Below are 218 nucleotides of genomic sequence, written 5' to 3'. Positions count from 1 at the left end.
GTTTCGATTCTTGCTGAAACAGAAGTACAAGAACTTCCTAAAACATGTTCATCTGTTGGCATGGATGTTGGTCTTAAAGATTTTGCGATTCGTTCAACAGGTGAAGTTTTTGGTAATCCTAAATGGCTTCGTAAACTAGAAGAAAAATTAGCGAAAGCACAACGTGTTCTTTCTAGGCGACAGGAATTAGCGTTAAAACGAAAATGCAAACTGGATGA

The 218-nt window shown here is 37.6% G+C and carries 1 protein-coding gene; it reads left to right on the top strand.

Annotated features, from left to right (window positions below; genetic code table 11):
• Positions 1 to 218, top strand: a 218-nt coding sequence (locus MR056_RS22175; RefSeq protein WP_242136745.1) for a transposase, incomplete at both ends; no start/stop codon positions are given.

Source organism: Bacillus cereus group sp. BfR-BA-01360 (assembly GCF_022663595.1).
Classification (GTDB): domain Bacteria; phylum Bacillota; class Bacilli; order Bacillales; family Bacillaceae_G; genus Bacillus_A; species Bacillus_A cytotoxicus.
This window is presented reverse-complemented; position numbering and strand designations above follow the sequence as displayed.